The 24,814-nt window shown below is 62.4% G+C and carries 16 protein-coding genes; 7 read left to right on the top strand and 9 right to left on the bottom strand.

Annotated features, from left to right (window positions below; genetic code table 11):
* Nucleotides 1–214 precede the first annotated feature (214 nt).
* Nucleotides 215–1,291, top strand: a complete 1,077-nt coding sequence (gene hppD / locus NGJ21_RS24145) for a 4-hydroxyphenylpyruvate dioxygenase (protein WP_046787683.1) — start codon at nucleotides 215–217, stop codon at nucleotides 1,289–1,291.
* Between the two features lie 16 nt (nucleotides 1,292–1,307).
* Here hppD and NGJ21_RS24140 read toward each other — a convergent pair whose 3' ends face one another.
* Nucleotides 1,308–2,114, bottom strand: coding sequence for a CSS-motif domain-containing protein (locus tag NGJ21_RS24140; RefSeq protein ID WP_115275007.1), 807 nt, complete (start codon nucleotides 2,112–2,114; stop codon nucleotides 1,308–1,310).
* 134 nt (nucleotides 2,115–2,248) lie between these two features.
* Nucleotides 2,249–2,932, bottom strand: coding sequence for a type 1 glutamine amidotransferase domain-containing protein (locus tag NGJ21_RS24135; RefSeq protein WP_115275006.1), 684 nt, complete (start codon nucleotides 2,930–2,932; stop codon nucleotides 2,249–2,251).
* Between the two features lie 334 nt (nucleotides 2,933–3,266).
* Here NGJ21_RS24135 and NGJ21_RS24130 point away from each other — a divergent pair, with 334 nt between their 5' ends.
* Nucleotides 3,267–5,255, top strand: a complete 1,989-nt coding sequence (locus NGJ21_RS24130; protein ID WP_115275005.1) for a PAS domain-containing hybrid sensor histidine kinase/response regulator family protein — start codon at nucleotides 3,267–3,269, stop codon at nucleotides 5,253–5,255.
* Between the two features lie 5 nt (nucleotides 5,256–5,260).
* Here the strand turns inward: NGJ21_RS24130 and NGJ21_RS24125 are convergent, their stop codons facing one another.
* The 5 genes from NGJ21_RS24125 to mexE form a co-directional block, all read right to left on the bottom strand.
* Nucleotides 5,261–6,874, bottom strand: a complete 1,614-nt coding sequence (locus tag NGJ21_RS24125) for a response regulator (RefSeq protein WP_251962811.1) — start codon at nucleotides 6,872–6,874, stop codon at nucleotides 5,261–5,263.
* Nucleotides 6,875–6,966: 92 nt separating this feature from the next.
* A complete protein-coding gene (locus NGJ21_RS24120) occupies nucleotides 6,967–8,022 on the bottom strand; it encodes a tetratricopeptide repeat protein (RefSeq protein WP_115275003.1) in 1,056 nt (351 codons plus the stop codon).
* 200 nt (nucleotides 8,023–8,222) lie between these two features.
* On the bottom strand, nucleotides 8,223–9,638 hold the full coding sequence (locus NGJ21_RS24115; RefSeq protein ID WP_115275002.1) for an efflux transporter outer membrane subunit: 1,416 nt from the start codon (nucleotides 9,636–9,638) through the stop codon (nucleotides 8,223–8,225).
* A complete protein-coding gene (locus tag NGJ21_RS24110) occupies nucleotides 9,635–12,814 on the bottom strand; it encodes an efflux RND transporter permease subunit (protein ID WP_012314307.1) in 3,180 nt (1,059 codons plus the stop codon). The genes NGJ21_RS24115 and NGJ21_RS24110 overlap by 4 nt, the downstream gene beginning before the upstream one ends.
* Nucleotides 12,815–12,826: 12 nt before the next feature.
* Nucleotides 12,827–14,068: a multidrug efflux RND transporter periplasmic adaptor subunit MexE gene (gene mexE, locus NGJ21_RS24105; protein WP_115275000.1), complete on the bottom strand. Its 1,242-nt coding sequence runs from the start codon at nucleotides 14,066–14,068 to the stop codon at nucleotides 12,827–12,829.
* A 230-nt stretch (nucleotides 14,069–14,298) separates the two neighbouring features.
* On the opposite strand from mexE, the gene NGJ21_RS24100 reads away from it, so the two are divergent.
* Nucleotides 14,299–15,420 carry an MFS transporter gene (locus tag NGJ21_RS24100; protein ID WP_182445340.1) on the top strand — a complete coding sequence of 374 codons (1,122 nt, stop codon included), beginning with the start codon at nucleotides 14,299–14,301 and terminating at the stop codon, nucleotides 15,418–15,420.
* 138 nt (nucleotides 15,421–15,558) lie between these two features.
* On the opposite strand, the gene NGJ21_RS24095 is transcribed toward NGJ21_RS24100, so the two are convergent.
* On the bottom strand, nucleotides 15,559–16,038 hold the full coding sequence (locus NGJ21_RS24095) for a GNAT family N-acetyltransferase (protein WP_046787675.1): 480 nt from the start codon (nucleotides 16,036–16,038) through the stop codon (nucleotides 15,559–15,561).
* Nucleotides 16,039–16,166: 128 nt separating this feature from the next.
* Between NGJ21_RS24095 and NGJ21_RS24090 the strand changes: the two genes are divergently transcribed.
* From NGJ21_RS24090 to NGJ21_RS24080, 3 genes are all read left to right on the top strand, one after another.
* Nucleotides 16,167–16,796, top strand: a complete 630-nt coding sequence (locus NGJ21_RS24090) for a LysE family translocator (protein WP_251962810.1) — start codon at nucleotides 16,167–16,169, stop codon at nucleotides 16,794–16,796.
* Nucleotides 16,797–16,817: 21 nt separating this feature from the next.
* Nucleotides 16,818–17,690 carry an alpha/beta fold hydrolase gene (locus NGJ21_RS24085; RefSeq protein ID WP_251962809.1) on the top strand — a complete coding sequence of 291 codons (873 nt, stop codon included), beginning with the start codon at nucleotides 16,818–16,820 and terminating at the stop codon, nucleotides 17,688–17,690.
* Between the two features lie 281 nt (nucleotides 17,691–17,971).
* Entirely contained in the window at nucleotides 17,972–18,232 is a 261-nt protein-coding gene (locus tag NGJ21_RS24080) for a DUF1652 domain-containing protein (protein ID WP_046787672.1), read from the top strand.
* Between the two features lie 79 nt (nucleotides 18,233–18,311).
* Here the strand turns inward: NGJ21_RS24080 and NGJ21_RS24075 are convergent, their stop codons facing one another.
* A complete protein-coding gene (locus tag NGJ21_RS24075; protein ID WP_046787671.1) occupies nucleotides 18,312–18,599 on the bottom strand; it encodes a hypothetical protein in 288 nt (95 codons plus the stop codon).
* Nucleotides 18,600–18,912: 313 nt separating this feature from the next.
* Here NGJ21_RS24075 and mnxG point away from each other — a divergent pair, with 313 nt between their 5' ends.
* On the top strand, nucleotides 18,913–24,801 hold the full coding sequence (gene mnxG / locus NGJ21_RS24070; RefSeq protein WP_251962808.1) for a manganese-oxidizing multicopper oxidase MnxG: 5,889 nt from the start codon (nucleotides 18,913–18,915) through the stop codon (nucleotides 24,799–24,801).
* The last annotated feature ends 13 nt before the right edge of the window (nucleotides 24,802–24,814 follow it).

Below are 24,814 nucleotides of genomic sequence, written 5' to 3'. Positions count from 1 at the left end.
CGCACTGTAGAATCGGTTTACGATTACAACAATAAGGTCTTTCTTCATTGAAGGATCAACCCCACCGAGAATGGGACTATATGACAAACCAAGGGTTCAAGCTGATCATTGGTGACTTCCTCGCCAGAAGCGTGCGCGGCATCCCCTGCTCGCCGCCATTTTCGTACCACATCCCACGCACTCAATAATTTTCGCTGCAGATGAGGACACGAACATGGCTGATATCTTCGACAATCCTATGGGCCTGATGGGCTTTGAATTCATTGAACTGGCTTCGCCAACCCCTGGCGTTCTGGAGCCGGTGTTCCAGATGCTCGGTTTCACCAAGGTGGCGACACACCGCTCCAAGGACGTGCACCTTTATCGTCAAGGTGGCATCAACCTTATTCTCAATAACGAGCCGAAAAGCATCGCCTCCTACTTTGCAGCCGAGCATGGTCCGTCGGTGTGCGGTATGGCGTTCCGGGTACGCAACGCTCATGAAGCCTATGCCCGTGCCCTGGAGTTGGGCGCCCAGCCAGTCGAGATCGAAACCGGCCCGATGGAACTGCGCCTGCCGGCGATCAAGGGCATCGGCGGCGCTCCGCTGTACCTGATCGACCGCTTCGAAGAAGGCAGCTCGATCTACGACATCGATTTCAACTTCATCGAAGGCGTCGACCGCCACCCGGCGGGCGCAGGCCTGAAGATCATCGATCACCTGACCCACAACGTGTATCGCGGCCGTATGGCTTACTGGGCCGGCTTCTACGAAAAACTCTTCAACTTCCGAGAGATTCGTTACTTCGACATCAAGGGCGAGTACACCGGCCTGACCTCCAAGGCCATGACCGCTCCGGATGGCATGATCCGCATCCCGCTCAATGAAGAATCGTCCAAAGGGGCGGGGCAGATCGAAGAATTCCTGATGCAGTTCAACGGTGAGGGCATCCAGCATGTGGCCTTCCTCACCGATGACCTGCTCAAGACCTGGGATGCGCTCAAGGGCTACGGCATGCGCTTCATGACTGCGCCGCCGCAGACCTATTACGAAATGCTCGAAGAGCGCCTGCCAGGGCACGGTGAACCGGTCGACCAATTGCAGGCTCGCGGCATTCTCCTGGACGGCGCTTCCGAGGCAGGCGACAAGCGCCTGCTGCTGCAGATTTTCTCTGAAACCCTGCTCGGGCCGGTATTCTTCGAGTTCATCCAGCGCAAAGGCGATGACGGCTTTGGCGAAGGCAACTTCAAGGCGCTGTTCGAGTCGATCGAACGCGACCAGGTTCGCCGAGGCGTGCTCGACGTTCAATAAGTGAAGTGTACCGCCGTCATGCTTTTCGGGCGGCGGTACAGTCACGCTTACCCCATTGCCTGAACAGCCCCCAGTAGAAGATCGAACCTGTGATGATGCCGATCAACGCAAGTGACGGCAGGATCTGCATCAGCATCTGGCGCCTTTCATCAGCGGCAAAGCCGTCGGGATAGCCGACCTTCACGGTGTAGCCGTACTTGTCCGATTTCCCGCTCATGAAGAACTCGGATTGAGAGGGGCGGGCAGGGTCTCGGCTGTCGCCATCTGCCCAGATGTAAAAATCTTGGAACTCCAGCAGCAACACCAGCCCGGTTTGAAATGCACGCAGTTCGTTGCGCAGCTCCATGCCGTAGGTTGACGCTATCACACCCAGATTTTCGCGGCGAAGCTGGTAGGCGACAAGCACTGCATTGGGTGCTGCAGGAGAATCGAAGATCAGTTGTACCGGTGCCTCGGAGCCAGTCGCAAACCTGTTTTTCGCACGGGGAGGAACCAGGGTGTCACAGTAGATACGGGCATCGGTGGTCAATGCCAGCGCTCGCAGGTAACGGACGTCTTGAACCTGTTTCAACAGGTGCGCCTTGGCTGTCTCGCAAGCGCTGCCAGCCAGCGGCATTGCCACCAAAGCAGCGTCGTGCAAGCGGTTAAGGGACATATCAATGGAAAAGATGGCTTCCTTCAACGATACGCGAGCCGTCTCTTTGAGCTTGTTGTCATGCTGATAGACCATCACCATCAAGCCTGACGCAACAGGTATCAAACTGATCGCCAGTGTCAGCAGCAGCGCCATCATGCTGCGACCGAGAACCCTGAATTTTGACATGGGACTGCAGCCCTCCTGATCCGAGTTGTCCGGGATGGACAGTTGACCGAAGAGCCTATGTATTCAGGGGTGCCCCTACTGTAATCCGCAACCGTGTCTGACTGAGGATTTGCATTGTCGAGACGTAAGAAGGATTACCCATTGAGCGTCTGAATTACCTTCTCTGCCAGTAAACGCGTAGAGGCGGGGTTTTGTCCCGTGATCAGGCGGCCGTCACAGACTACAAAAGGCTTCCAGGGATCATCATGCTTGCTGTAAATACCCCCTCGTGCTCCCAGTTCGTTCTCGGTGAGAAACGGCACCACCTCCTCGAGTTCGGCAAGCTTTTCTTCAGTATTGGAAAAACCGGTGACCTGGCTGTCCTTGAGCAGCAACTTGTTATCGCTGAGCTTGATGTTCAGCAGGCCTGCCACCCCGTGGCAGACAGCGGCCACAACGCCATTCTTTTCGTATATCTTGCGCGCCAGCTCCTGCAATTGCGGGTTGTCAGGGAAGTCCCACATAACGCCATGGCCACCGGTGTAATAGATGGCACAGTATTCGTCTGCTGTGACCTGGCCGGGGCTTAGCGAGGCGCCCAGCCGGTTCATGAAGGCCTTGTCGTTGTAATAGCTCCAATCCAACTCGGGGGCCATCTGCAGGCTGTGCGGATCGATTGGCACGTAGCCGCCGCCGGGGCTGACGTAGTCGACCGTAAAACCTGCCTGCTGAACCACATCGACAAAATGCACGGCTTCACCCAGCCATAAACCGGTTGCCCTGCTCAGGGTCGGATATTTGGCGGTATTGGTCAGCACCACCAGAATTTTCTTGCTCATTACTAAACTCCTGCCTGTAATCAAACGGGAAGTCAGCTCATGGCACGCAAAGCCTATAGAGCATAGCTGGCGTTTGCGGGCAAGCGTATGGGGAGTGGCCTTGTGCTGCTTCCTGCGCTGGCCGATGTTGTTTGCACTGCCCGCTCTTGGGTGCCAGAGTGCAGGCGTGGTGCCAAAGGCCTATTGCAGCAGTTAACCGGGGAGCCGATGATGCAGGATCACTTCGTCAGTCTTGAGCAACAGTGGAACCATCACTTTGGTCGCTAACAGCACACCTTACGATCCCTCGCCGAACGGCGTATTACTGACCCCTACAAAAGAGTCGGCTGGTGGCATGAGGGAGAGGATCGTGCAGTTCGACTGGCGGCATACGGACCTTGGGCCCTTGCCGCACTGGGAGCCTTCGTTGCGCATTGCGATCGACATGATGCTCCTTTCCTCTTTCCCCAGTGCCGTGGTCTGGGGGCCCAATATGACCGTTGTTCACAACGATTCCTATGTGGCGCTGCTGGGTGGCCTGGATCAGGCACTGGGCAGGCGCTTCGATTCGTTGTGGAGCGACGTTTGGGACGATATCGGTCCATGGGTGTTCAAGGCACTGCAGGGTGGTACCAGTTTTGTCGATGATCAGCCTTATGAGATCAAGTGCGCAAAGACGGGGGGGCAGGCGTGGTACGTCTTCAGTTATGCGCCAATTCGTGACGAGCACCATGAAGTTGTAGGTATGCTTCACACCGTGATCCAGAGCTCCGCCGGTGTGGCTGCACATGGCAAGTGGCGCGAGCAGGCGCAGACATTCGAGCGTCAGATAGCGCGATACATGGCTGACCGCGACTACATGTGGCGCCTGTCGCGCGATGCCATGATCACCGTGAGCCTGGACCTGAAGATGCTGGCAGCCAACCCGGCCTGGCATCGCGCCCTGGGGTGGAGCGAGGTTGAGGTGCGGGGCATGTCGATCCTGGAACTGGTTCATCCGGCCGACAGGGAAGAAGTTGAAGCGGCTGCAATCGATTTCGTCAACGACAGAGGGCCTGCAGAGCTCGAAACACGTGTGCGCCATGTCGACGGGCATTACCGCTGGTTCCACTGGAGTGGCAGCTTCGACGGCTCGGTGCTGACTGCCGTTGGGCGAGACATTACAGGCGACCGTGAGGCGGCCATGCGTCAGTCTCAGGTCCTGCTGCGCAACACCCAGAGGCTGGAGGTGGTCGGTCATCTGGCCGGGGGCATGGCCCATGAGATGAACAACCTGTTGTCGGGTATTGGCGGCAGCCTTGAATTGTTGCAGCGGCGTCTGAGCCAGGGGCGCATGGAGCGTATTGACAGTTACGTGGCGTTGGCGCGCGACTCGGTGCAGCGGGCCATGAACCTGACCCACCGCCTGTTGGTTTTCTCCCGCCATCAGCCTTTGGCCCCGGCACCGCTGGACATGAACCGCCACCTGGCTGCCATGGAACCGATGTTGCGCCATGCAGTTGGCACTGAAATGAGTTTGTCCTGGGAACTGGATGTCGACCCATGGACCGTGTGTCTGGATGTCGGCCAATTGGAAAGCAGCCTGATCAACCTGTGCGCCAATGCGCGAGAAGCCTGCCTGGGCCGCGGCAACGTTGCGATTCGCACGATCAACACCAGGCTGGCCTCGGCCTTCCCTGAAGAGGGCGGTCTGGCGCCAGGTGACTATCTTGGCTTGCAGATCATGGACGATGGCCATGGCATGCCGGCCAAGGATGTGGCCAAGGCCTTCGAGCCATTTTTTACCACCAAGCCCACTGGGCGCGGCTCAGGGATGGGGCTGGCGATGGTGCATGGCTTCGTCGGCCAATCTGGCGGTTACGTATGGATCGAGTCGTCACCGGGCCAAGGTACGAAGGTCTGCATGCTCTTCCCCCGATGCCTGGAAGCGATACCGCAAACGCCTGCTGCGGCGATGCCCCAGGTTTCCCTGGCCAGTGGGCGGCGTGTGTTGTTGATCGACGACGAGCATAACCTGCGCACGGTCATGGGCGAGTATCTGCGCGAGCGAGGTTTTACGGTGAGTGATGTGGCCGACGCCAATACCGCGATGGAGCGCTTTCGTCACGATGGCCCGTACGATCTGGTCATCACCGACATCGGGCTACCTGAAGGCTTCAGTGGGCAGCAATTGGCCAAGGTCATGCGTACGGTCAACCCTTGCCAGAAGATGCTGTTCATCACCGGCTATACCGATCAACCGCTGGAACCTGGCCTGTTGCAAGTGCCAGGCACGGCGCTGCTGATCAAACCCTTTGAATTGTCGACCTTGGCCAACCAGGCACTGCTGTTGCTGGACGACTGAGCCCGTCAGGTCTCACCGAGAATCTGCATTACTCGGGCATGAAATTGCGCCAGTTCGAATGGTTTGCACATCAGTTGCATGCCGGCGCCGAGAAAACCCTCCCGGGCCATTGCCGTTTCGGTGTAGCCAGTGATGAACAATATGGGCAGGTGAGGGTGCAAGGTACGGGCGATCTCTGCCAGTTGCCGCCCGTTCATCCCCGGCAGGCCAACGTCACTGACCAGCAGGTCGATTGCCTTGGATGAGCGCAATACCTGCAGGGCCTCACTGGCGTTGCAGGCACTGCAACACGGAAAACCCTGCTCCTGCAGGGTCTGGCACAACAACTGGCGCACATCCGGATCATCCTCGACCACCAGTACCGTGCGGCCGCCACCCTGTGAACGTGGTGGGGCTGCTTGCACCTGGGTTTGCTCCTGCTCCAGGTGGCGCGGCAGGTAAAGGTCCACGCGGGTACCTTGGCCTATCTGGCTATGCAGTACCACATGCCCCTGGGACTGTTTGCTGAAGCCGTAGACCATCGAAAGGCCCAGGCCGATACCTTGGCCCACCGGCTTGGTGCTGAAGAACGGCTCGAAGGCATGTTCGAGCGTGCTCTGCGACATGCCTTGGCCTTCGTCAGTGACGCTCAGGCACGTATAGTCGCCCACCGCCAGGCTGCCATCGGCGAACTGCGTCGCTGCTACCTCTCGATTGCTGGCTTCTACACGCACCTTGCCACCGTTGGGCATGGCTTCGCAGGCATTGAGCAGCAGGTTGTCCACGGCTTCTTGCAATTGTGTGTCGTCGCCGGCCACTGGCCAGGTGTGTTCAGGTATTTGCAGTTGCAGTAATACGCCATGCTGCAGTACGGCCTCCAGCCGTTGTGGCTGCAGCAGCGCCCGTAAGTCGATGCGACGGCTGTGCAGCGATTGTCGGGACGAAAACGCCAACAGCCGATGGGTGAGGCGCGCTGCACGCGAAACGGCTTCCTGCCCCCTGCTGAGCAGGCCTTCCAGCCCCTTGGTGCTGCCTTGTTTCAACCGCCTGTCGATCAGTTCGAAGCTCCCCCCGATACTGGTCAGCAGATTATTGAAATCGTGAGCCACCCCCCCGGCCAATTGCCCGATGGCGTCCATCTTGCGGGTCTGGTGCATAGCCTGCTCGGTGCTGTGCTGTGCCTCGCTGTGTCCATCCAGGCGTTGCTGCAGATCGATTAACTGGTCGCGAGCCAGGTATTGCCGGCGACGTTGACGCAGCGCCAACTTGATCAGTTCAAGCAACTGTTCATCTTCGAACGGAATAGCCAGCAGTGTCAGGTTACCCAGTGGATGGTCGGCGGGCGTACAGGGGCTGGCTGAGGCTTGTGGGGTTTGCGTGAGCAGCACGATGGGGAGGTCCGACCAGGGCGGTTGCTGGTCGATAAAAGCCTGCAGCAGTTCATTTTGGCTGCTGTTGAGCGTGTGTTCGTCGACGACCAGCAAGCCTGCGCCTCTGTCCAGCCCGTCCCGCAGATGGGTGATGTCGCGCGAACACACGCAATCGATGCCAGCGCTCGTCAGAAACGTCGAGGTGTGCGTGGCAAGTTGCCTGGGTGCCAGAATCAAGGCACGTTCGTCCAGCGACAGCGAGCTGGCCAATGTGATTCTCCTTAAGGGCTGCCATGCCTGGCCAAGCCGTGAGTGGTCCGTTACCCACTGGACCGCAGGCAAACCCCCAGGGTTCAACGTATCTAAAGTCCTTGCTGCAGAAATGGGTCATCCGGGTTTTGCCGCTCCAGTTCGGCAAGCAGCACCTGAACGTTCTGCAATTGACCTGTTTCTTTCCAGTATCGAATCAGCAACACCCGTGCCCGCCGGTTGGCCGGTTGCCGGCTGAGCAGGGTTTCAAGCTGCTTTTGCGCTGCATCGGACTGTTCCAGGTCGTGCAGGGTCACTGCCAGGTTATAGCGATAGTCGGCATTGTCCGGCTCCAGCTCGACCGCGCGGGACAACGCGAGCAGGGCGAATTCGCGCTGGCCATGGCGGATCAGCCAGCGCCCCAGTTCGTGTTGCAGGAAGGCCGAATCCGGTCGCAGCGCCAGTGCCTGGGCCAGTACCTGCCGGGACTGGTCGTGATGGCCTTGACGTTCGAGCAAGCGTACCTGGGTCGCCAGGGCGTCGAGGTTGTCCGGATTTGATGCAAGGCTGCGGTGCAGGGCGGCTGCGGCCTCGGTGTAGTCATTCTCATGCAGATACAGGCGTGCCAGGTGCACCTGGGCCGCCGCATCCTCAGGTTGTTTTTCCAGCGTTTGCTGGTATTGCTCCAGTGCCGCCTGCAGTGGGCCGAAGTACAGACCAATGGCGTCGGGGTCCAGGCCAAGCAAGGCATCGACGGCGGCAAAGCGTACGCTTTGCTCGTCATCATCGAGCAGGGGGCCAAGAACCAGGCTGCGTTGTGCGGCGGGCAGCAGGCGGCGGATGCTGGCGATGGCCGCGCGACGGACCAAGGGCTCATCGTTTTCCAGGTCCATGCGGGCCAGTTTCAGCGCTTGTGGCGAGGGGTAGTTGGGCAGCTCTGCGTACAGGGCTGCGCGGCGGATCGGCGCCAGGTCGTTGCGTTGCAGTTGCTGGTAGAGCACCCGCGCAGCGCCCGGTTGGCCTTCATGCGCCTGGCGCAGGGCTTTGGCGTAGCTGTGCGGGGGTAGTGTCGGTTGTGCTGGCGGGGTATCGCGGCGCAGGTAGGCGATGCCGACTGATACCAGAATCAGCAGTAAAGCAGCGATCAGGTAGCGGTGGCGTGTGGGCATCGGAGGGGGCCATGGCAGGGGAAGTGGAAGCTTGGGGCAGATTGGCGTGGGCTGCAAGGGCAGCACAGCAATCAAGGCATGCGCCCGGCCGCACCATCAGCGACCTGTAAACAAACCAAAAAAAGCCCCGCAAGCCAAGGCCAGCGGGGCAAACGGTTGGGGGAGGAGCCAACCAAAGGAGTCGTTTAAAAAGTGGGAAATCAGCGCACGCTGGCCACCGAGTCCGGCTGCCAGCCGCCGCCCAGCGCCTTGTAGATCGAGACAATGCCGCGATACAGGTCAACCTCGCCCTGCGCCTGTGCATCTTCGGCGCTCAGCCGCTCACGCTCGGCATCGAGCAGCACCAGATAATCCACCGTACCTTCGCGGTAACGCACCGAAGCCAGGTCAGCCGCCTTGCGGCTGGCCTCGCTCTGGCGCATCAGCGACAGCAGCCGCTGCTGGGTCTTGTCATAGTCGCTGAAGGCGTTGGCCGACTCTTCCAAGGCCAGCAGTACCTGTTGCTCATAGTTGGCCAAGGCCCCTTCGGCATCGGCTTTGGCACCGCGCAGTCGGGCCCGCACGCTGCCCAGATCGAACGCAGCCCAAGTGATGCTTGGCCCCAGCCCCCAGGCGTTGGCTGCCGACGAACCGATCTGCGAACCGCGCGCGGCGGTAAAGCCTAAAAAGCCGCTCAGGCTCACCCGCGGGAACAGGTCGGCAGTCGCCACGCCCACATTGGCGGTGGCTGCGGCCAGTTGGCGCTCGGCACTACGGATATCCGGGCGGCGGCGCAGCAGCTCACCCGGATCGCCCACCGGCAGGGCCTTGGCGATAGCCGGCAAGGCCTTGGGCGAGAGGTCCACGCTCAGGGCATCCGGGCGCTGGCCGAGCAGGGTGGCAATCCGGTGGCGAGCCCGTGCCTGCTCGGCCTGCAGTTGTGGCACGGTGGCTTCGACCCCGGCCAGGCGGGCGTCGGCGCGCACCACATCGAGCTCGTTGCCGACCCCGGCGTCGCGCAGGGTCACCGTGATGCTGCGCGACTCCTGCTGGGTCTTGAGGTTGGCCACGGCGATCTTCTCGCGCAGTTGTGCACCCCGCAGTTGGCCATAGGCATCGACCAGTTCGGCGATCAGGCTGACCTGCAGCTGTTGCAGGTCGGCCTGGGCGGCCGCTGCCTGAGCGTCGCTGGCCTCGATCTGGCGCTGGATACGGCCGAACAGGTCGAGCTCCCAGGCCATGTCCAGGCCCAGGTCGTAACGCTCGCTGTTGACCCGTTGATCGGTCTGGCCGGGTACCTGGCCCTTGCCGATCTCACTGCTGGCGCGGCTGGTGACCACCGGCAACTGGTCATTGGCGGCATCATCGCGGATCGCCCGCGCCGACTTGAGCCGTGCAAAGGCCACGCGCAGGTCGCGGTTGCCGTCCAGCGAAGCCTGCACCAACTGGTTGAGTACCGGGTCATCGAACTGCTTCCACCACACGCTTTCGAAGCGGCTACGGTCGAAGGCCTTGGCCTGCACGTCGCTGGCCAAACGCGCAGGCTCAGTGTCCGGCGCTTTGTAGTCCGGGCCTACCGCGCAGGCCGCCAGGGCCAGGGCCAGCAGGCTCGGGGTCAGGGGTTTGAGCAGCTTCATGCGTGGTTCTCCAGCGATTGAACGCGTTCGGCCTTGCGGGCCTGGCGACGTTCGACGAAACGGCGAATCAGGAAGAAGAACACCGGTGTCAGGAACAGGCCGAACACGGTCACGCCGATCATCCCCGAGAACACCGCGACGCCCATCGCATGGCGCATTTCCGAGCCGGCACCGGAGGAGAACACTAGCGGCACCACGCCCATGATGAACGCAATCGAGGTCATCAGGATCGGCCGCAGGCGCAGGCGGCAGGCTTCCAGCACCGCAGCCAGCGGGTCGAGGCCCTTGGCCTGTTCGTCCTTGGCGAACTCGACGATAAGGATGGCGTTCTTGCACGCCAGGCCCACCAGTACGATCAAACCGATCTGGGTGAAGATGTTGTTGTCGCCACCGGAGACGATCACTCCGGTAATCGCCGACAGCAAGGTCATCGGCACGATCAGGATCACCGCCAGCGGCAGGCTCCAGCTTTCGTATTGGGCCGCCAGCACCAGGAACGCCAGCAGCACGCACAGCGGGAACACCAGCAGCGCGGTGTTGCCGGAGAGGATCTGCTGGTAGGTCAGGTCGGTCCACTCGAAGGTCATGCCGTTGGGCAGTTCCTCGTTCAGCAGTTTCTCGATGGCCGCTTCGGCCTGGCCGGAACTGTAGCCCGGGGCAGCCGCGCCGTTGATTTCCGCAGTGATGAAGCCGTTGTAGTGCATCACGCGATCAGGCCCGGAGGTGTCGCTGACCTTCAGGAAGGTCGCCAGCGGGATCATCTCGCCCAGGTTGTTGCGCACCTTCAACTGGCCGATCTGCTCGGCATCGAGGCGGAACTGCTGCTCAGCCTGGACGTTGACCTGGTAGGTGCGGCCGAAGCGGTTGAAGTCGTTGGTGTACAGCGAGCCCAGGTAAACCTGCAGGGTGTCGAAGATGTCGGTGATCGCCACGCCGTGGGTCTTGGCCTTTTCCCGGTCGATGGCCGCATCGACCTGCGGCACGTTCACCTGGTAACTGGTGAACAGGCCAGCCAGCTCCGGCACGTTGTGGCTCTTGGCGATGATGTTCTGGGTTTCCTTGTACAGCGCTTCGTAGCCCAGGTTGCCACGGTCTTCGATCTGCAGGCGGAAGCCGCCGATGGTGCCCAGGCCTTGTACTGGCGGTGGGGGGAAGATCGCGATGTAGGCATCCTGGATGTCGGCGAACTGGGCGTTCAACGCCGCAGCGATGGCCGCTGCCGACTGGCTCGGGTCCTTGCGCTCATCGAACGGCTTGAGCGGGGTGAACACGATGCCGCTGTTGGGGCTGTTGGTGAAACCGTTGATCGACAGGCCCGGGAAGGCTACCGAGTCGGCCACGCCGGGTTGCTTCAGGGCGATTTCGCTCATGCGCTTGATCACCGCCTCGGTGCGGTCGAGGCTGGCGGCGTCAGGCAACTGGGCGAATGCCACCAGGTACTGCTTGTCCTGCGCTGGGACGAAACCGGTCGGCGTGGACGAGAAACCCAGGTAGGTCAGGCCCATCAGGCCGGCATAGACGAACAGGGCGATGCCGCTGGAGCGGATGACCCGGCGCACGCCACCGACGTAACTGTGGCTGGCGCGGTCGAAGAAGCGGTTGAACGGGGCGAACAGCCAGCTGCCCAGCAGTTTTTCCAGCAGCCGCGAGAAGCGATCCTTAGGTGCGTGGTGGTCCTTGAGCAGCACGGCGGCCAGGGCCGGCGACAGGGTCAGCGAGTTGAACGCCGAAATCACCGTCGAGATGGCGATGGTCAGGGCGAACTGTTTGTAGAACTGCCCGGTAAGCCCGGAGATGAACGCGGCGGGCACGAACACTGCGCACAGCACCAGGGCGGTGGCGATGATCGGCCCGGTCACTTCGCCCATTGCCTTTTGCGTGGCCTCCAGCGGTTTGAGGCCCAGCCCGATGTTGCGTTCGACGTTTTCCACCACGACGATGGCGTCGTCCACCACGATACCGATGGCCAATACCAGCCCGAACAGCGACAGGGCGTTGAGCGAGAAGCCGAACAGGTGCATCACCGCGAAGGTCCCGATCAGCGACACCGGTACAGCCAGCAGCGGGATGATCGAGGCGCGCCAGGTCTGCAGGAACAGGATCACCACCAGCACCACCAGCACCAGCGCTTCGAACAGGGTGTGCACCACCGCTTCGATGGAGCCACGCACGAAGATGGTCGGGTCATAGACGATGCTGTAGTCCATGCCTTCAGGGAAATCTTTCTTCAGCTCGGCCATCTTCGCCCGTACTTCGTCGGAGATCTCGATGGCATTTGAGCCCGGGCGCTGGAAGATCGGAATGGCCACCGCCGGCTGGTTGTTCAGCAGCGAGCGCAGGGCGTACTGGCTGGAGCCCAGCTCGACCCGGGCGATGTCCTTCAGGCGAGTGATTTCGCCATCGGCACCGGCGCGGATGATGATGTTCTCGAACTCTTCCTCGTTCACCAGCCGGCCCTGGGTGTTGATCGACAGCTGGAAGCTGGTCGAACCGGGGGCGGGCGGTGCACCCAGCTGGCCCGCGGCAACCTGGCGGTTCTGTTCGCGGATGGCCGCGACCACGTCACCGGCGGTCAGGTTGCGCGAAGCGGTCTTGTTCGGGTCGAGCCACACCCGCAGCGAGTAGTCGCCCATGCCGAACAGTTGCACATCGCCCACGCCGCCCAGGCGCGCCAGTTCATCCTTGATGTTGAGGATGGCGTAGTTGGACAGGTAGAGCATGTCGTAGCGGTTGTCCGGCGAAGTCAGGTGCACCACCATGGTCAGGTCGGGCGAAGCCTTGTCGACGGTGATACCGATACGGGTCACTTCTTCCGGCAGCTTGGGCTGGGTGCGCGTGACACGGTTCTGTACCTGCACCTGCGCGTTGTCCAGGTCGGTGCCCAGGGCGAAGGTGATGGTCAGGGTGAGCTTGCCATCGGCAGTGGATTGCGAGGACATGTACAACATGTTCTCGACACCGGTGATGGCCTGCTCCAGCGGTGCGGCGACGGTTTCGCCGATCACCTTGGGGTTGGCACCCGGGAAGTTGGCGCGCACCACCACGGTAGGCGGCACCACTTCCGGGTATTCACTGATCGGCAACTGGAACAGCGAGATGGAACCCGCGATCAGCAGCACCAGCGACAGCACCGCGGCGAAGATCGGCCGGGTAATGAAGAATTTCGAAAAGTTCATCGGTGTTGTCCCTTAACCGCGCGGCGCTTGGGCGCCGGCGACTTTTGCATGGGTGCCGGCAACCTTCGGCGCCGGGTTGCTGGCTTCCAGAGCCTGGCGCTGCTGGGCGAGGGCGGCGAGGGTCTGCTCGCTGGCCATGGGCGTTTCTTGCGGGGTGACTGGCGAGCCAGGGCGTACCCGCTGCAGGCCCTTGACCACGATGCGGTCATCCTTGCCCAGGCCGCTGCGTACGATGCGCAGGCCTTCGAGCTTGGGCCCCAGTTCCACGGTGCGGTAGGTCGCCTTGTTGTCCTTGTCCATGACCAGTACGAACTTCTTGCCAAGGTCAGTGCCCACGGCTTCATCGTTGATCAGTACCGCGTCGTACTGGGCGCTGCCCACCAGTTTCAGGCGGGCATACAGGCCAGGGGTGAACTGGCCGTCGCGGTTGTCGAACACGGCGCGGCCACGGATGGTGCCGGTGCGCGGGTTGACCTGGTTGTCGACGAAGTTCATGTGGCCCAGATGCGGGTTGCCGGTTTCGTTGGTCAGGCCCAGGTAGACCGGGGTGGCCTGGCCGCGCTGGCCTTCACGCGCCAGCTGGGTGTACTTGAGGTACACGCGCTCGTCGGTATCGAAGTAGGCATAGACCTTGTCGGTGGAGACCACGCTGGTCAGTGGCGTGACATCGGCAGTGACGATGTTGCCGGCGGTGTACTGGGCGCGGCTGACACGGCCGCTGATCGGCGCGGTGACGCGGGTGAAGCTGAGGTTCAGGCGGGCCAGGTCAAGCTCGGCCTGGATCGCATCGACCCCGGCGCGGGCCTCGGCGGCAGCGCTGCTGCGCGACTCGGCAAGCTCGGCGGAGATGGCGTTGCTGTCACGCAGACGCTCGCCACGGCGAGCTTCATTGGCGCTGCGGATGGCGGTGGCCTTGGCCTGTTGCAACTGGGCTTCGAGGCGGCGCACTTCAGCCTGGAACGGGCGTGGATCGATCTGGAACAGCAGGTCGCCTTTCTTGACCTGGGCGCCTTCGGTGAAGCCCACCAGGTCGATCTGGCCGGACACGCGCGGGCGCACTTCGACGGTTTCCGGGGCCTCGAGGCGGCCAGTGAATTCGTCCCATTCGTTGATCGGCTGCTCGATCACCTTGGCGACGGTGACCTTGGGCGCGGCGGGAGCCTGCACGGCATCTGGGGTGCGGCCACAAGCGCTGAGCACCACCACTGCCAGGGCAGCGAGGGGGAAGCGCAAGGGTTTGAGTGAGTGGTCCATGGAGAACTCCGCCAAAGTATTAGTAGTGGGCGGAGTGTGAGTGCCTTGCGCGTGACGCACGAATCGAACGCAGCGAAGGTTATTATCACGCCCAATGATATGTCGGGATATTTCATCGATGGCGAGCATGGTAGGGTGCCGGCTCTGATCCTCCCCCGTATGTGAACCAAGGCCCGATCGTGAACAGCTCCCCGCAACTCCCCGGGCCCCTCGGCATCGTCTGCCTGGGCATACTGCAAATCCTGGTCTGGGGCGGTTCGTTCTTCCTCATGGCGGTGATGGCCGAGCCAATCAGCCGCGACACTGGCTGGCCCAGCCAGTGGGTGTACGGTGCGCTATCGCTGAGTTTGATGGTCTCGGCGCTGTTTGCCCCGCTGTCCAGCCGCCTTGTTGCACGCTACGGTGGCCGTCCGCAGATGGCAGCCAGTGGCGCCGTGGTTGCGGTGGGCTTGCTGATCATGGCAGCCAGCCAGGGCCTGGGGCTGTTTTTGCTGGCTTGGGTGGTGATCGGGGTCGGCATGGCGATGGGGCTGTACGAGGCACTGTTCGCCACCCTTGGCGGGTTGTATGGCGAGGGTGCGGGCAAAGCCATTACGGGTATCACCCTGATCGCCGGTTTCGCCTCGACCCTGTCTTGGCCGACCGTGGCCTTGGCCATCGAACACCTGGGCTGGCGCACCACTTGCGGCTGCTATGCGCTCGTGTTGCTGTTGGTGGTGGCGCCTCTGTATTGGCGCGTGTTGCCGGCCGGAGGGCGGGTTGAGGTACGCAAGGCACAGGATCAAGGCACCGCGACCGGGGTCGACCGCCAGCTTTACCTGCTGTTGACCAGCATGTTCGCTATTGGCGCGATCATCATGACGGCAATTGCCGTGCAACTGGTAGCCGTGCTCCAGGGCCTTGGGCACTCGCTGCCGGTGGCAATTGGCCTGGCGGCGATGCTCGGTCCCAGCCAGGTGGCCTCCAGGGTGTTGCAGATTCTGGCCGGCCAGCGCCATCCGATCTGGACGGCCTTGGCTTGGGTCAGCCTGGTGCTGGTCGGTCTGCTGCTGGTGACACTGGTGCCGGCGGCCACGGCCGTGGGCCTGCTGGTGTTCGGTTGTGGTAATGGCTTGCGGGCGATCGTGCGCGGGCTGTTGCCCTTGGCGATGATGCCGCCTGCGCAATACGTGCTGTTGATGGGGCGCATGTCGCGGCCGTCGCTGATCGGCCAAGCGTTGACGCCGCTGGTGGGGGGCTACCTGTTCGAGCACTTTGGCGCGATGGGGGTGCTGGTGACCTTGTGCCTGTTGGCGCTGGTCAATGTGGTGCTGGTGGGGGTGGTGATGCATCGTGTGCGCAGCGGCGCGTGACGGCCGGCTCCCACTGGGTTAGCGCTGAGCTTGAGAGCAGCGGGGTACCTGTAGGAGCCGGCTTGCCGGCGATCACCGGCAAAGCCGGTGCCCTGCACCGCAGCGTCTGCATCGCGGCAAGCCCACACAGGTTACCGATCAACCGCGGGCAAACTGCAGCAGCCTGTCCCCATCCAGCCGGTACCGCACCCACTCATCCTGCGGCTCGGCCCCCAGCGATTTGTAGAACCCGATCGCCGGTTCATTCCAGTCCAGCACACTCCACTCCAACCGCCCGCAGCGGTTCTCTACGGCTTCGCGGGCAATGTGCCGCAGCAGGTCGCGGCCCGCGCCACCGCCGCGCTGTTCAGGCGTGATGTACAGGTCTTCCAGGTAAATACCGTTGCGCCCCAGCCACGTCGAATAGCTGTAGAAATACACGGCAAACCCCACTGCCTGGCCATCGCGTTCGCAGATCAGGCTGTGCACCGTGCTGCCCTCATCGAACAGGCTGTGCTCGATATCGGCAAGGGTGGCGACCACTTCATGGCGGGCACGCTCGTACTCGGCCAGTTCGGTGATGAATGCAAGAATCTGTGCGGCGTCAGTGCGTACTGCGGGGCGAATGGTAAGGCTCATGCTGGGCTTCCTTGATAAGCAATGCGTCGTATCGATACAGTCATGTGTATCTGCGTAATTTAAGGTAACTGTACCGGTTGTACGGAAGGCGACTGCCGTAGTGTGACAGCACTCATTACCATTCTGGAATGCCTGCCATGCTCGCCTCTTTCGACCTGCTGATGGCCTTTGTGCTGTTTGCCTTCGTTTCCTCGATAACCCCAGGCCCCAATAACACCATGCTGTTGGCATCAGGGGTGAATTTTGGCGTGCGTCGCTCCATCCCTCACGCCCTGGGCATCAGCATCGGTTTCATGGTCCTGGTGCTGGCCGTTGGCCTGGGCCTTGGCGAGGTGTTCAAGGCCTGGCCTGCGTTATACACCGTGCTGCGTTACGTGGGCGCCGCCTATTTGCTCTACCTGGCCTGGAAAATCGCCACCTCCGGGCCGTTGAGCGCCGATTCGGCCAATGCCCGCAAGCCGCTGGGCTTCTGGGGGGCAGCAGCGTTCCAGTGGGTCAACCCCAAAGCGTGGGTGATGGCGGTAGGGGCGATCACCACCTACACACCGGTCCAGGGCTATGTGATGAACGTGATCGTCATCGCGGCAGTGTTCGCCTTGGTCAATCTGCCCAGCGTCGGCGTGTGGGTGATGTTTGGTAGTGCGCTGCGCAACCTGCTGCAGAACCCGCGTTGGCTGATGCTGTTCAATGTCCTGATGGCCTTGCTGCTGGTGATATCGCTTTACCCGCTGCTGTTTGTAGAATCGGCGTTTTCGTAACGCGTAGAGTACGGCAAACCGATGCAGTTGATTCCCTGGTCTCACGAATGCTCCGAAGGTTTCACCTTGCGCGGCTGGCGCTCGCCGGCCAGCGGCAAGCCGCTGCTGCATTTTTTGCACGGCAATGGCTTCTGCTGCCTGGCCTACCAGCCGATGCTGGCGCGCCTCGGCGAGCACTTCGACCTGTGGCTCAGTGATGTTCAGGGGCATGGCGACAGTGACCATGGCGGTGTGTTCCGCGGCTGGAACCGCACAGCTGAGTTGGCAGTGGAGGCTTTCGAAACGGGCCGTGGCGAGTATGGCGACGTACCTCGCTATGCACTGGGGCACAGCTTTGGCGGCGTGCTCACCGGGCTGATCCTGGCCAGCAGGCCGGCGTTGTTCGAGCGCGCCGTATTGCTTGACCCGGTATTGTTCAGCCGGCGCATGATCGGGGTCATGGGGGCTGCTGCGCTGGTGGGCCTGCACCGCCGGCATGCCCTGGCGCGCAAGGCCGCCAACCGCCGCAACCATTGGCCCGACCGCGAAGCGGCAACGGCTTCGCTGCAGGGGCGGGGCATCTTCAAGGGCTGGAGCGATGCAGCGCTGCAGGCCTACATCGAACACGCAATCGGCGATTGCGGTGAGGGCGTGGTGCTCAAGTGCCGGCCCAGCCGTGAAGTGGAAATTTTCAGCTCCTTCCCTGCGCGCATGTGGGCGCATCTCGCCGCCATCCAGGTTCCGACCTGTGTGTTGTATGGCGAACAGACCTATCCTTTCGTGCCGCATTCGGTGCAGCGGCTGGCCGCGATCAACCCCAAGGTCCAGGCTCGTCAGGTCGCCGGAGGTCACTGCTTCATGCAGGAGGATCCGGCCGCGGCGGCGCAACAGGTACTGGAGCACCTCAAAGGCTGAGCAACGATCACATGGGCGGGGGCGCTCGACGTCATTGGCACTGTTTATGCGCTACCCGCCCCGCGGTCGCCAGCGCTGACCGCCTGTCGTGAAGTGCCTCGATTGGATCGAACGGTAAGAGGGCTTGCCGGTTCTTCCACTAAGGTGCTAGTTGATCTTGCGCATCATCAATTGCCCCGGCGCATGGGCGGCCGCCCGGGCATGGGTATTATCAATTGGCACCCTGCCTGCCAAAGGCGTACTCCGATAAACAGGCCATCCACTCAAGAGAGGGTCTTAACATGTCGTTGATAGGTGTTTCGATGCTGGAAATGCGCCAACTGATCGAACAGGCCTGCCTGCCTGATCTTTGTGAAGTGAGTTGCCTGGATGGCACAAGCCTGACCATTCGCTTGGGTCAGGGGCCAAACATGGAGCAGGGTGTGACGCTTACAGGCGTTCCATTGCAGAACCTGAACAGTTGCCGTGACGTGGTGAAACTGGTTGACCAGTTGCATGCGCTGCGTGACAGCCAGCCAGCGTCGCTGAAGGCGATCGCCTGACCACCCAGGGGCACCGGTCAGCCGAAGCTGGCCGGGCGCCATATTCTGCCGTCAGCCCACCTCGCCGTCGTTGATCGGCTCATTGCAGCTCCAGCAGCAGGTTCAGCCCGCCATCACCACACTTGCCTTGGTCACGGACCACACCATGGTAACTGCGGCCATCCCACACGAAGGCCACGCTGTGCGCCCGCTCGACTTTGTCCGGAAGCGGCGGGCAGATGTGCAGGCGCAGGGCAGGGCGCCCCTGCACGTTCAGTGCAGCGAGTTGGCACTGGCATTCAACGCTCATGGCAATCGGGCCGAACAGCGTGTCGCGCACATAGTCCAGTTGCACGTTGGCGTTGGGGGCACGGCCGGGCATCTTCATCGTTGCGGGGCTCCTGGAAGTTGACGTCGATCAGCATGTGGAAAGCAACTGAGTGCGGACGTTCAACTTTTTATGGGGCCTGTTTACAGGTCGTTTACCCACCCCTGCGGCAAACCATGAGTACCCCATTTTCTGGTGACCCACACCCCCCGCAATGACAACGAATACCATCCCCTGATGTGGGGGGCGCAGCGGGGAATCCACCCCAATCCGGTTCGATTGATCGTCCAAGCCATTGAATAAAAAGGATATTTGCTTCTGGCATACACCTTGCTGACCCTCTTGCACAGTTCCTGTGTCCCGGAGGTGCAGCATGTCGACCCCCAACAAAGGCCCCGTCCTCACATCACTTGTACTGGCCCTGCTGGGCTGGACAGCGACCAGCGAGGCGGCTGTGCAATGCCAGCGCACCTTGGTGGCCAACGTGATCGCCCTGGACCAGCCCCTGATGTTCAACCGCCTTGGCGCGCAAAACGCCAACGGCATGATGTTCGCCCTGCGTCAGGATGTGGTGGACGAGCACCTGGTACCCTTGAGCAAGGGGGGCGCCGCAGTGCCGGGCAAGGTGACCCTGCGCCCGGACAAACGCCCACGTCCCATCGTGCTGCGGGTTGCCGCCGGTGATTGCCTGACGGTCAACCTGACCAACCTGTTGGCTTATCAGGCCAATCCCAACAAGCACGGTATCGACCATGATGAGAACGAGTTCGAAGGTGTAGAGGGAGAAGAAGCCGAAGAAGGCGATGAAGCCGAAGAAGCTGCAGAAGTGGAGAATGACGGGGGCGAGCACTTCGTCGCCGACGAGCAGGTCACTGATCGCCACGTCGGCTTTCAGGTCAACGGCCTTCAGGCCGTCAACAGCATCGGCGACATTGCCGCCAACACCGGCCGCAATGGCAACTTCCTGATCGCCCCGGGCGCTACCCGCAGCTACACCCTCTACGCCGAGCGCGAAGGTGCCTTCGCCGCCACCAGCCAGGGTGCCACGTTCGGCGGCCAAGGTAACGCCGGCAACGTCGCCAATGGCCTGTTCGGCCAGGTGGTGGTGGTGCCCAAAGGTGGGCGCACCTATCGAAACACCCTGACCGAAGAGGAAATGCGCCTGGCCAGTACCGGCCGTGCCGCCACCGGCCAGCCCGTGGTCGACTACGAGGCCCGCTACCCACAAGTTGAGCCGTGGATAGCCGAAGGCAAGGCCGGCAAGCCGATCATCGCGATGGTCGACGGCAACGAAATCCTCAGCAGTGAAACCGACGCCATTGTCATGGGGCCCAACCCGGACGGCAGCTTCCCGCGTTCCACCTACCCACTGGAAAGCATCAACAAGCGCAACCCGGCCTTGCCCAACCGCTTGGAAGCGTTCCGCGATTTCGCCTCCCAGTTCGCTGATGAAGTGGCGGCCACCCAGGCCTTCCCCGGCTACTGGGCCGACCCGGTGATGGGGCATGTGCTGGAGCCTGCGCGCGACGCGTTCATGATCAACTACGGCTCGGGGGGCATGGGCGCGGAAGTCGTGGCAAACCGCCTGGGGGTCGGGCCGATGCATGATTGCCTGTCCTGCGCCTATGAAGAGTTCTTCCTCAGCGCGCACACCGTGGGTGATATCGGCACCCTGGTGGATGTGCCGGCCAACATCGGCCTGGAACACATTCGCCCAGGCGAAACCCCACCGGCAAACGCCATTGGCGTCAAGGCCAGCATGGCCCTGTACCCGTCGGAGCCTGCCAACGTGCACCACAGCTACATTGGCGACTTCACCAAGTTCCGCAACACCCACAACGGCCATGAGCAACACATTTTCCACCTGCACGGCCACCAGTGGCTGTTCAACCCCAATGACGACAACTCCGACTACATCGACGCCCAGGGCATAGGCCCAGGTGTGGGGTACACCTACGAGATCGCCAATGGTGGCTCGGGTAACCGTAACCGTGTGGCGGGTGATGCCATCTACCATTGCCACTTCTATCCGCACTTCGCCCAAGGCATGTGGGCCATGTGGCGGGTGCACGATGTGTTCGAAGAGGGCACCCGCCTGGAAGTCAGCGGGCAGGGTGAGAATGGCTTCCATGACACGCCATTCGCCTTGCGCAGCGGCAAGCCGGCGGCCGGCGCACGGGCGCTGCCGGACGGCGAAATCATCGCAGGTACGCCGATCCCGGCGATCGTGCCGCTGCCAGGCAAAGCCATGGCGCCGATGCCGGGCAAGGTCGTGGTCGTGCCGAAACTGGCGCAAGAGCTGATCGCCGAGGATGACGATGATCATGATGACCCAGAGCACGGCGATGACGATCACAGCGACGCGCCAGGCGCAGCCAAGGCTGTAGGCTCGCTGGCACTGGTCGACCGCAGCGAAACCAACCGCAACGCTGATGGCACCCTGAAAAACCCAGGTTACCCCTTCTGGATCGGTGGTATGGAAAGCAGCGTCGGCCAGCGTCCGCCGACCCCGCCGCTGGACATGCTCGACCCGGCCATGGCGCGCCAGCTCAAGGACAGCGGCGCAGCACTGTGGGCCAACCTCGATGGCAACCAGGTCGACGGTTGGGACGGCGGCCTGGGCCGTCATGCGCTCGATGGTGTGTCCGCTGGGGGTGAAGCCGTGACCACCACCACCAAGCTGGATTTCTCCAAGGTGGTAGAAAAGGCCAAGCCGATCTACCTGCCCGAGGAGGGCACCGACGTCGAGCAGGCCGCCATGCAGTTCCACGCCAAGGCCGAGCACCCAAGCTTTGCCCTGATCCCTGGCAGCCAACCGGTGGCCAAGGCGTTTCGCACCAATGGCGCACTGCCAACCGCCGGCGCCCCCTTCTTCGAACCCTGCATGGATGACCGCGGCAAACGCCTTACCCAGGCCTCGTCCACGGGCGAATACTTCAGCGGCGAGAGCCTGGGTGGTATCAACTTCCGCGGTGCCTCCACGTTCACCGCCGACCGCCCTCGCATCTACAAGGCGGCCAACATCCAGTTCGACGCGGTGTACAACAAGGTCGGCTATCACTTCCCGCAGGCGCGCATCCTTGCGCTGTGGGAAGACGCCTGGCCGGTGATCACCAAGCAGCGCCCGCCAGAGCCGCTGGTGATGCGCATGAACACCTTCGACTGCACCATGTACCAGCAGACCAACCTGATCCCGGCGTTCTATGAAATGGACGACTACCAGGTGCGTACACCGACCGATGTGATCGGCCAGCACATCCACCTGCCCAAGTGGGACCTGACCGCAGCCGACGGTTCGGCCAACGGCTGGAACTACGAGGACGGTGTGCTCTCGCCCGGCAGCGTGGTGGAACGCGTGAACGCCATCCGTGCTTTCAATGGCTGTTCACAGGGCGACAGCCGCGACGGCACTGCCGCCTGCCCGACGGCCAAGCTGCACCCGTACTTCGGCCGCTTTGGCCGGGCCGACTGGGTGGGGGCGCGCACAGCCATGCAGCGCTGGTTCGCCGACCCGCTGATCAACGTGCACAACGTCGACCGCGGCCTGGGCACCATCTTCACCCATGACCACTTCGGCCCATCGACCCACCAGCAGTTGGGCCTGTATGCCACTGTGCTGGCCGAGCCTGCCGGCTCCACCTGGCACCACGCCGAAACCGGCGAGCAGCTGTACAACCCCGCACTGCGCCAGGACGGTGGCCCGACCTCGTGGCAGGCGGTGATCAGTACCGGCGACAACGACGGTGATGGCAAGAACGACAGCTATCGCGAGTTCTTCCTTGAGTACAGCGACTTCCAGCATGCCTATGAAGCGGGCGTGTATGTGGGCGCCGGCCCCGATGGTGTGCCCAACGCCCAGGCCTACCCAGCCACGGCCGACAGCTTCCGCTACGCCATCAACCCGCCCGTGCGGCAGAAGGCTTCGAACCTGCTGGAGTCGATCGTCGAATCGCGCGGTGGCCTCAACCCTGGTTGCCCGACCCGGCCATGCCCACAGGCGATCTCCGTGGATGACCCGGGCATGTTCGTCGTCAACTACCGCAACGAGCCGTTGGCCTTGCGCGTGTTCGACCCGAACAAGGTCGCGCCGGACGGCAAACGCGGCATGCAGGCCGACGGCCTCGGTGGCGACCTGGGATATGCCCTGCAGAGCCGGACCGACCGTGCCATCCCGGCCATGAACCTGGCGCCCTCGGCGATCAACTCTGCGGTCGGCCCTACGGGTGGCACCACCTTGTTCCCGCCGCACATCAACACGGCAGGCAGCGAGCCAGGCGACCCGTTCACCCCGATGCTGCGCACCTACTCTGGCGACAACGTGCGGTTGCGTATGCACGCTGGCGGCTACGAGGAGGAGCACAACGTCACGATGCACGGCGTCAAATGGCTGCAGAACGGTACCGGCTACGGCAGTAGCTCCAACTCGGGGTGGAAGGCCTCGCAGATGATCGGCATATCCGAGCAGCTGGGCTTCCTGGCGCCGGTGTCGATGATCTCCAGCTCCGCGGCCACCAATGGCGACTACCTGTATTCGCTGGACGCGGCCCTGGAAGGCTACTGGAACGGTATCTGGGGCGTCATGCGCAACTACACCACGCAACGTGCCGACCTGTTCGCGCTGCCGAACAACCCGCAGCCGGTGGCCATGCGCAACACCATCAACTTCGATGGCATCTGCCCGAGAACCACGGCCAACCCCAGCGGCGTCGGCAGCCGGCCAACGGTCAAGCGCAACTACGAAATCGTTGCCGCGCTGGCCAACGACATCCTCGAAAACCGCAACGGTGTCAGCATCAACGATCCGGCCGGTATCGGCCAGCACGTCGGAGGCCCGCTGAAGGCCAATGGCGGCACCCTGGTGTTCAACAGCCGTACCACCAGCATCCCGCAGGTGACGGTGACCGACGAGGAGGATGGCACCACCTTCACCGTTGGCGGGCACAGCGCGCCACTGCACGACCCGACCGCAGTGCTGTACGTGCGCAAGGCCGACCTGGATACCAGCACCGGCAAGCTCAAGGCCGGGGTGCCGGTCGAGCCTCTGGTGCTGCGCGCCAATGCCGGCGACTGCATAAGCATCACCCTGGAGAACCGCCTGCCGCTGGTGATGCCGGACCTGCCCAGCACGGCGGTGATGCAGAATGTGGTCAAGCGCGATCGCAACGACAGCGAAGGCGCCACCGCCTTCAACAACAACCTGATACGGCCCTCCAGCCACGTTGGCCTGCACGCACAGCTGCTGGCCTATGACATCACCAAGTCCGATGGCGTCAACGTCGGCCTCAACCCGGAGCAGACCGTACCGCCGCGCAGTGGTAACAGTGGTGCCTACCCGACCAGGGTGTACCAGTACTATGCCGGGCACCTGGAACGCGAAGGCAAGCCGGTGCTGCAACTGGGCCGCACGGTGGACAACATCCGCACCACGGCAATCGAGTTCGGCGCCCTCAACCTCACCCCGGCGGATGTCATCAAGCAACCGCAGAAAGGCCTGGTCGGTGCCATGAGCATCCTGCCGCAGACCGCGACCTTTACCGAGGACGTGGCCAGCCGGACCCAGGCCACGGTCAAGGTCAGTGGCCAGCCCGACTACCGCGACTTCGTCACCGTCTGGCAGCGTGCGCTGAACATGCGTTGGGCCGACGGCCGCCCTGTGGAGGGGATCGCCACCGAAGGCAACGGTGTGCCAGGTGACCCGAAAGACAACGGCAACATGGCCATCAACTACAAGACCGAGCCGCTGTGGTTGCGCTTCGGCCTGGCGCCGGACGCTCCGTTTGGCCGTGCCGATGGCTTTGGCTTCGCTGATGTACCCAACGCGCACATGGCCTACAGCAATGCCCTGGTGGGCAGCGACCCGCAAACCCCGGTGCTGTATGCCAAACCCGGTCAACCCGTGCGCAACCATGTGGTGATGCCCAGTGGCGGCAGCCGTGGCATCACCTACCAGCTTGACGGGCACCTGTGGCCACTGCATGCCTACCAGGCCGAGAAAAACGACCTCGACGGCTACCCGATGAAGCAGCCTGGTATCGGTTCGGTGCGCTTTGGCTACAACCCGATGTCGATGTACATCGGTGCCCAGGAGAGCGTGCTGCCCGCCGCGCACTTCAGCTTCATGTTGCCCAGCGCCGGGGGCGCCAACGCGGTGCCGGGCGACTATCTGTTCCGAGACTACGCCGCCTACGGCAATACCTCGGGGCTGTGGGGGATTCTGCGGGTTACCGACGACGCACCGCCGGCAACGGCGCCGGCACAATAAGAAAAGGGGCGCA

Source organism: Pseudomonas sp. Marseille-Q5299, assembly GCF_943737035.1.
Lineage (GTDB): Bacteria > Pseudomonadota > Gammaproteobacteria > Pseudomonadales > Pseudomonadaceae > Aquipseudomonas > Aquipseudomonas putida_E.
Note: the sequence above shows the minus strand (reverse complement) of the source record. Positions and strands in the feature narration are given on the sequence as shown.

What these genes read in the sequence shown, in the direction of transcription:
- NGJ21_RS24135 (WP_115275006.1), bottom strand. Translation starts at nt 2,932, where the DNA reads ATGAGCAAGAAAATTCTGGTGGTGCTGACCAATACCGCCAAATATCCG.
- NGJ21_RS24130 (WP_115275005.1), top strand. Translation starts at nt 3,267, where the DNA reads ATGAGGGAGAGGATCGTGCAGTTCGACTGGCGGCATACGGACCTTGGG.
- mexE (WP_115275000.1), bottom strand. Translation starts at nt 14,068, where the DNA reads ATGGACCACTCACTCAAACCCTTGCGCTTCCCCCTCGCTGCCCTGGCA.
- hppD (WP_046787683.1), top strand. Translation starts at nt 215, where the DNA reads ATGGCTGATATCTTCGACAATCCTATGGGCCTGATGGGCTTTGAATTC.
- mnxG (WP_251962808.1), top strand. Translation starts at nt 18,913, where the DNA reads ATGTCGACCCCCAACAAAGGCCCCGTCCTCACATCACTTGTACTGGCC.
- NGJ21_RS24090 (WP_251962810.1), top strand. Translation starts at nt 16,167, where the DNA reads ATGCCTGCCATGCTCGCCTCTTTCGACCTGCTGATGGCCTTTGTGCTG.
- NGJ21_RS24115 (WP_115275002.1), bottom strand. Translation starts at nt 9,638, where the DNA reads ATGAAGCTGCTCAAACCCCTGACCCCGAGCCTGCTGGCCCTGGCCCTG.
- NGJ21_RS24075 (WP_046787671.1), bottom strand. Translation starts at nt 18,599, where the DNA reads ATGAAGATGCCCGGCCGTGCCCCCAACGCCAACGTGCAACTGGACTAT.
- NGJ21_RS24085 (WP_251962809.1), top strand. Translation starts at nt 16,818, where the DNA reads ATGCAGTTGATTCCCTGGTCTCACGAATGCTCCGAAGGTTTCACCTTG.
- NGJ21_RS24095 (WP_046787675.1), bottom strand. Translation starts at nt 16,038, where the DNA reads ATGAGCCTTACCATTCGCCCCGCAGTACGCACTGACGCCGCACAGATT.
- NGJ21_RS24110 (WP_012314307.1), bottom strand. Translation starts at nt 12,814, where the DNA reads ATGAACTTTTCGAAATTCTTCATTACCCGGCCGATCTTCGCCGCGGTG.
- NGJ21_RS24140 (WP_115275007.1), bottom strand. Translation starts at nt 2,114, where the DNA reads ATGTCAAAATTCAGGGTTCTCGGTCGCAGCATGATGGCGCTGCTGCTG.
- NGJ21_RS24120 (WP_115275003.1), bottom strand. Translation starts at nt 8,022, where the DNA reads ATGCCCACACGCCACCGCTACCTGATCGCTGCTTTACTGCTGATTCTG.
- NGJ21_RS24080 (WP_046787672.1), top strand. Translation starts at nt 17,972, where the DNA reads ATGTCGTTGATAGGTGTTTCGATGCTGGAAATGCGCCAACTGATCGAA.